Source organism: Synechococcus sp. B60.1 (assembly GCF_047462555.1).
GTDB lineage: Bacteria > Cyanobacteriota > Cyanobacteriia > Thermostichales > Thermostichaceae > Thermostichus.
This window is the reverse complement of record NZ_JANSJN010000026.1, coordinates 20,530-26,957: the sequence shown is the minus strand read 5'-3', so window position 1 is coordinate 26,957 and position 6,428 is coordinate 20,530. Positions and strand designations below refer to the sequence as shown.

At 62.9% G+C, this 6,428-nt stretch carries 3 protein-coding genes; all 3 read left to right on the top strand.

All coding sequences use genetic code 11. The features are described from left to right. Nucleotides 1–256: 256 nt before the first annotated feature. A complete protein-coding gene (locus tag NW863_RS04675; RefSeq protein WP_414364815.1) occupies nt 257–547 on the top strand; it encodes a hypothetical protein in 291 nt (96 codons plus the stop codon). 74 nt (nt 548–621) lie between these two features. Continuing rightward, nucleotides 622–4,962 (top strand): NINE protein, encoded by a 4,341-nt coding sequence (locus NW863_RS04670; protein ID WP_414364813.1) that lies wholly within the window; start codon nt 622–624, stop codon nt 4,960–4,962. Between the two features lie 33 nt (nt 4,963–4,995). Further along, nucleotides 4,996–6,315 (top strand): rod shape-determining protein RodA, encoded by a 1,320-nt coding sequence (rodA, locus tag NW863_RS04665; protein ID WP_414364812.1) that lies wholly within the window; start codon nt 4,996–4,998, stop codon nt 6,313–6,315. Nucleotides 6,316–6,428: the final 113 nt, after the last annotated feature.

The following is a 6,428-nucleotide window of genomic DNA, read 5'->3' as shown; positions in this document are numbered from 1 at the left end:
GGCAGAAGAAGAGACAAAAGCTCTGCTGTCAAGCGGGTGAGGAAACCCCACCCGCCTACGCGGTGGGGTAGTTCATTGCTACAACTGCCGCTAAGCAAGCACCTACCCCGGTGAAAGACCCAGACAGGGCTGTAAGTCAACAAGTAAGCAGAACCTTGAGGCTCTGTCTCAAGGAACTGTCTAGGGGCGTCTTGACAGCGCCTTTGCGAGTCCGTCTGTGGACTGCGTAAGGATCCCCCAACTTTAGTCGGTGGGAGTGTCAACCCTGACCCTGTTGCTGATGGAACAGCCAACGCGGGGGTTGGACATTGAGTCGGCGCTGTGGGTCTGGAGTCAATTGCTGGAACGCGCCCAAGCAGGGACGGCTATTGTTTTTGCCTCGGCGGATTTGGACGAGATCTTGCCGTACAGCAACCAAGTCCTGGTGTTCAGCATCGGACAGGTTTCGGAACCCATGCCGGCGGCGGAGCTCACCGTTTCGCGGCTGGGGCAGTTGATGACTCTCCCCGTCCTGCCCAGCACCCACGCTTTGCTGGAGCATTTGTGAAGAGCATAGCAATCCAACAGAGCAAGGCTTAGAGTAGCAGTGGCCCCAAGCCTTTTTGCTCAAAGAATCCGGCCATGGGATCCCAGAATAACATTCCACCTGAGGGAGCCGAGCAGTCCCGCTCTTACTCGTTCAACTTCACCGTTTCGGGATCCCGGCAGCAGGTTTTGCGGGGGTTGCAAGCCTTGCTGGAGCTGGGTTTGCTGACGCCGGAGCACTTTCGCCATCTGGTGGAGCAGTATCGGCTGGAGGCGGAATCGGCGCCAGGAGCCACTTCTGTCGGCGGGGGGATCCCAGCCAGTCTGGGCTCGGCCTACGTGCTCTGGATTTTAGGTTTGTTCGGCCTTTGCGGTCTGCACCGCTTCTATCTGGGTCGCTGGTGCACAGGGCTGCTCTGGCTGCTGACTTTTGGGCTGCTGGGGATCGGCCAGCTCCTCGATTTGATCTGGATCCCGCAGATGCTGCGGGAAAGAAATGCTGGCTTGGCCGGCTCTGGGGTTGTCGTGGCGGGGGAAGAGCCGCCAGCCGAAACTAGGGAGCTCTCCTCTCCCCCGGGGATAGCTGTGTTGTTGCGCAACTTGCTGTCTGAGCTGAGCGTAGCTTGGCTGCTGCTCCTGGGCCTGTTTTTGGTGGTGGTCTCTTCGGGGGTGCTGGCGGCCAGCCGCTGGCAAGAGTTTTCCCCGGCAGCTCAGTACGGGGTGCTCTTGGCTTATACGGCGGCGTTTGGGGTGGGAGCGAGGTGGGCGCAGCGGCAGGACGGGCTGCGTCTGACAAGCCAAACTTTAGAGGCTGTTGCTTTGCTGCTGCTGCCGATCAACATGTGGGCGCTGGACGGGCTGGGGATCCCGTGGGGGATCCGAGCTGTTGCTTTGGGGTTACTCATAGGGATCCCGTGGGGAGCCTGGCGACGGGCCGACTTGCTGGGGGCGGGTTCTGCTTTCTACGGAACGTTGGTGAACTTCTTATCTCTTTCTGGTTTACACCTCTTCTGGAGCCTAGGGCCGCCGGAGTCTCGTCCCACCCTTGTCCTTGGGATCCTCTACTTGGGGATCCTCAGCACCGTGATTTACACCTGGAGCCGCCGCTCGCTGGAATTGCGGGGATCCCGGCTGTGGCTCATCGGGGCGGCTGGCTCCTTGTTGATCTTGCGGGGGCTGCTCTCAGGGCAGGTGCAGGTGTCGCAGTTGGGGTTGGCGGTGGCCCTCTTGGGTTGGCTGCCCCAAAGCCCGGCTGAGGACTACGAGCCGGCTCAGGTGGGGCGGCCCTGGTGGAGCGGGGTGCTGTTGATTTTGGGCTGGCTGCTGGCGGCCAGCGACTGGGGGGAGAACGCCTGGCAGGTGTTGGCCATCAGCCTGCTGGGAATCCGCTTCTTAGCGAGGCGACTGAGCCAACGTCAGCAGAGGGTGGAGTTGGCGCTGCTGTTTTTGCTGGGTCTGGAAACTGCCTGGGCCTTTTGGCAGGTGTGGCCGGCAAGCTGGCGGGAGAGCGTGCTGGCGCTGTTAACGGGTGGGTTGCAGCCCCTCGACTCTGTTTGGGGGCTGCTGGGGCTGGTGCTGTTGCCCTATGAGGTGCTGTGGCTGGGGCTGGCGGCCCGCTGGCAGCAGAGACCTCGGGAAGGCGAGGAGGCGGGTTTTGCGGCGCTGGCAGAACCGACGGAGCGCTTGGTGTTGGGGCTGGGCGGATCCCTCTTGCTTTTGAGCTTTCCCCAGCCGGCGATTTGCTTTTGGCATTTGCTGTTGAGTACTGGCATCCTGGCCTGGTGGCTGCGGCAGAAGTCCAGGGTTGGCGCTGGGTGGGTATTTCTGACCCATGCCTATGGGCTGGGGGCGCTTCTGGCGGGGATCCGCTGGCTTTGGCCTGATTGGAGCCTGTCCAGTTGGGGGGCCATCTTGCTGCTGCTGGGCTTGCTGGAATGGACGGGGCGGGTGGCGCTGGGCGGGCGGTTGTTGGCAGCCTCAGGACATTTTGGGGGACTGCCGGTGCGGCTGTGGCAGCAGAGCGCCGAAGGGATGGGGCTGGTGCTGCTGGGATCCAGCTACTTTGTGTTTTTGGCGCAGGGCACGGAGTCCATTGGCTGGCTGTGGCTGGCGGTGCCCTCGGTTTTGACGGCGGCGCAGGTGTGGGCCTGGCCGCCCCTGGCGTTTATGCCTCGCTGGTTGCAGATCCCGGAGCAAGGGGGATCTTTTTCTTGGCGACAAGGGATTCCGGCGCGGGGATCCCTGCGCCTTCTGGCGGTGCTTTCCCTGGTGATGGCCCAGGGGCTCACCCTCGGCAGGCCGGGCCTGGATCTGCTCGGGCTAGGGCTGGGAGTGCTGCTGCTGGCAACTCAGGTGTGGCTGTGGGCTTCTCCCTCTCCCAGTTCTCCTACTCCAGAAGCACTGCTGGCGGTGGCCTTTGGTGTAGGGATCGGCCTGGTGGGAATCAGCCGGCTATTGCCGACGCTCACGGAAGCGGAGTGGCTGCTGGCCTTGGCGGTGCTGGGGTTGCTCTTGAGCGGCTGTCGCTACGGAATTTTGCGCCTCTCTTCTCGCCTACAAGCCGCTTACCGACCGGCCCTGGATGGCTGGGGCCTGCTGTTGGGGTTGGTGCTCCTCTTTGCCCTCACAGTGGCGACAACGGCGGCCCTGGCGGATCCTTCTCGGCTCCCCATTTCCGTCGGCAAGCAGCCCATGTTCCCCGGCGCTCTGCCCTTGGCGGCTGGGGTGGCCCTGGTGGCGCTCGGCCTGCGGCTGGGGGTGGCTCTCTCAAGGGGTGGCTCGGCGGTCGTTGGCGCCGACGGGACGGACTCTGCCACCGGCTCGGTTTCCTGGGCGGTGGTGGAAGGGATCGCCTACGGGCTGATCTGGGCTTTGGAGCTGGGGGCGACCGGCATCCTGCTCTGGGTTGTGCAGGGATCCCGTCCCATCCTGCCTCTGTGGGCCGTCCTCAACCTAGGCTTGGGGATCCTCTTCTGGATAGGGCCGGAGAAACTCCTGTTCCCCGGCGGGGGAGAGCTCCTGCAGCGAGTCCAGACCCTGAGTTGCTGGAAGACAGGGCCGCTGATCTATGCCGGGCTGGGTTGGCTGGGATCCCATGCCCAGTGGAGCGAGCTGACGGGGGTGGGCAGCTTAGGCCTGGCCATCGTGTTGTTGGGCCTGGGGCAGGGGATCCCAGGGGCACAAGAGCAAGGTGGGGACTCCGTCCCACTTATGCGAACGGAAGAAGACCCTCCCGTCAACTGGAAGGGGATCCTGGGGGCCTGCGGGATGTCACTGGCTGCCTACGAGAGCTGGATTCACTTCCTGAGCCAGCAGACAGGGGGATCCTGGGGAGATGGACTGGTGCTGACCGCGTTGCTGGGATGGCTCCTGGCAGTGGTCTACCGCCTTTGCCCCCCTTGGCTGGTGGCGACCCTGCAGCTTAAAAGAGCTTGGCTGCGCTGGATGGCCTCGGCCAACTGGGCCCTGGCCAGCCTCGTCCTTTGGCCTGCGCTTTTCGATCTTCGCCTCAGCCGGTGGGGGCGGCTCCTCTGGGTGCTGACGGGATCCGGCCTGGCGGCCTATGCCGCCGCCCAGGGGAGAAGATCGACGCCGGGATCCCCGACAGAGCCGGGCTGGCTGCCAACGGCCTGGTGCCACCTCAGCGCTTGGCAGGGAGTCGGCATCTGCCTGGGTAGTATGTGGCTGGGCTTCCCCAGCTTGAGGGTGGAGCAATGGGCCGGATCCCTGCTCTGTGGGCTGGGACTCCTCTATTACTTTCTGCCCTGGCAACGGTGGGGCTGGCCGGCGGATCCCTGGTCAAATACGGCCTTGGTGGCGCCGTTGCTGGCCCTGGTGGTGACGGCGGGCGGCGACAACAACAGCAATTTGTTGCTGGGGGCAGCCTACTACGCTTTCTTGGCCATCTGGCGCTCCCAGGTGCGCCTGGGCTACATCAGCTTGTTTTTGAGCAACTGGATCCTGTGGAATTACGGCTGGCAGCAGGATTGGGCTTCCCTGACCCTCTATGCCCTGCCTCTGGTGGGATCCCTGCTCTATGTGGCCCAGGTGGATCCCGGACTGCAACAGGCTGGTGCTCGAGAGAGTCGGCACCGGCTGCGGGCCTTCTCGTCGGGTCTATTGGTGTTGCTGACTTTGATCGAAACCCACGGGCAACTGGGGGCGGGGTTTTGGCCGGTGGGGCTGGGCTTGGCTTTGGGGGTACTGGGTTTGGCGCTGCGGGTGCGGGCCTACCTGTGGGCGGGCACCCTGGGCTTTGGCCTGGGCGTCTTGCGGCAGGGGTGGCTGTGGGTAACCACTGACCCAATCCTGTTGTGGGGGATGGGGATCTTGCTGGGGGTGCTCTTGATTTGGGCAGCAGCCAATTTTGAGCAGCGCCGAGAACAGGTGGGATCCCGGCTCTCTGCCTGGCTAGAGCAACTGCAGGGCTGGGAATAGAGATAAACTGGTGCCGGCGTCGCTCCATCAGATATGGCCCTCTTCCTGTCCAGCGCTGATCCGAAAGTGCCCCCCCAGTCAAGGTGGAAACAGCTCCTGCAGCAAATCCTGTTGCCTTGGCGGGAGTTCGACGGCATTTTGCTGGCCACGGTGCTGGCCTTGACGGGCATCGGCATCATCGCCATCCGCAGCGCTGTCTGGGAGCGTCCCATCAGCCACTACTGGCTGCAGCAGTTGATCATGGCCGGGATCAGCCTGGTGTTTTTGGCGATGGTGGCGCGGATCCCCTACGAGCGGCTGCTGCGCTGGCATTGGTTCACCTATGGCCTGACTTTGGCGGGCTTGATTGCAGTGCTCTTTTTCGGCACGGCGGGAGGAGGGGCAGAGCGGTGGATCTCCATTGCCGGCGTCCAGGTACAGCCTTCCGAGTTTGCCAAGTTGGGGGTCATCATCACCCTGGCGGCCATTTTGCACCACTGGCCAATCAAATACTTCAGCCAAATCTGGGTGGCCGTTGCCGTCGTCGCTCCTCCTTGGGTTTTGATCTTCCTGCAGCCCAACTTGGGCACCGCCCTGGTGTTTGTGGTGATCTTGCTGGTCATGCTCTACTGGGCCGGGGCCAAGGGCAGTTGGATCCTCCTGCTGCTGTCGCCGGGGGTGGGGGCCATTCTCTACGGCCTGCACACCCGCCCGGAGTTGAGCTGGATGCTCTGGGTCTGGCTGATCTGGTGCCTGGGCATGGCGAGCCTAGCGGCTTGGCGGCTGCCTTGGCGGTGGACAGGAGCGATGACCTTTGGAGTGATCAACCTGCTCTCCGGGCATCTGGGCCAGGTGGCCTGGCACATCCTCAAACCCTACCAGCGGCGGCGGCTGGAGATTTTTATCGATCCCATGCAAGAGCCCTGGGGATCCGGCTACCACCTGATTCAATCCCGCATCGCCATCGGTGCCGGTGGGCTCTGGGGCCGTGGCATCCAGCAGGGCACCCAAACCCAACTGGACTTTATCCCCGAGCAGCACACCGATTTCATTTTCTCGGCCATTGGGGAAGAGATGGGCTTTGTCGGCACCCTGACGGTGCTGATCCTGTTTTGGATTCTGTGTGCGCGGCTGATCTGGATTGCCCAAGGAGCCAAGGACAATTTCGGGTCTCTCATTGCCATCGGGGTGTTGGCGATGATCCTCTTTCAGGCGGTAGTCAATATCGGTATGACGATTGGCTTGGCCCCCATCACCGGCCTGCCCTTGCCTTTTTTGAGCTATGGCCGCTCGGCTCTGTTGACCAACTTTCTGGCCATCGGCCTGGTGGAATCGGTGGTGATGCACCGCCAACGCACCACCTTTTTCAAGTAATTTCAAGAGTTCCCCTCTCCCTTTGGGACAAGGGCCGGGGATCGCTCCCTTGCTCTACCCCTGCTGGGGTAGGTATCCTATTCCCACCTCCCTCCCGTCGTCCCTTGTAGGGA

Excerpts from the sequence above, each read along its gene's own strand:
- NW863_RS04670 (WP_414364813.1), top strand. The coding sequence starts at position 622 with ATGGGATCCCAGAATAACATTCCACCTGAGGGAGCCGAGCAGTCCCGC.
- rodA (WP_414364812.1), top strand. The coding sequence starts at position 4,996 with ATGGCCCTCTTCCTGTCCAGCGCTGATCCGAAAGTGCCCCCCCAGTCA.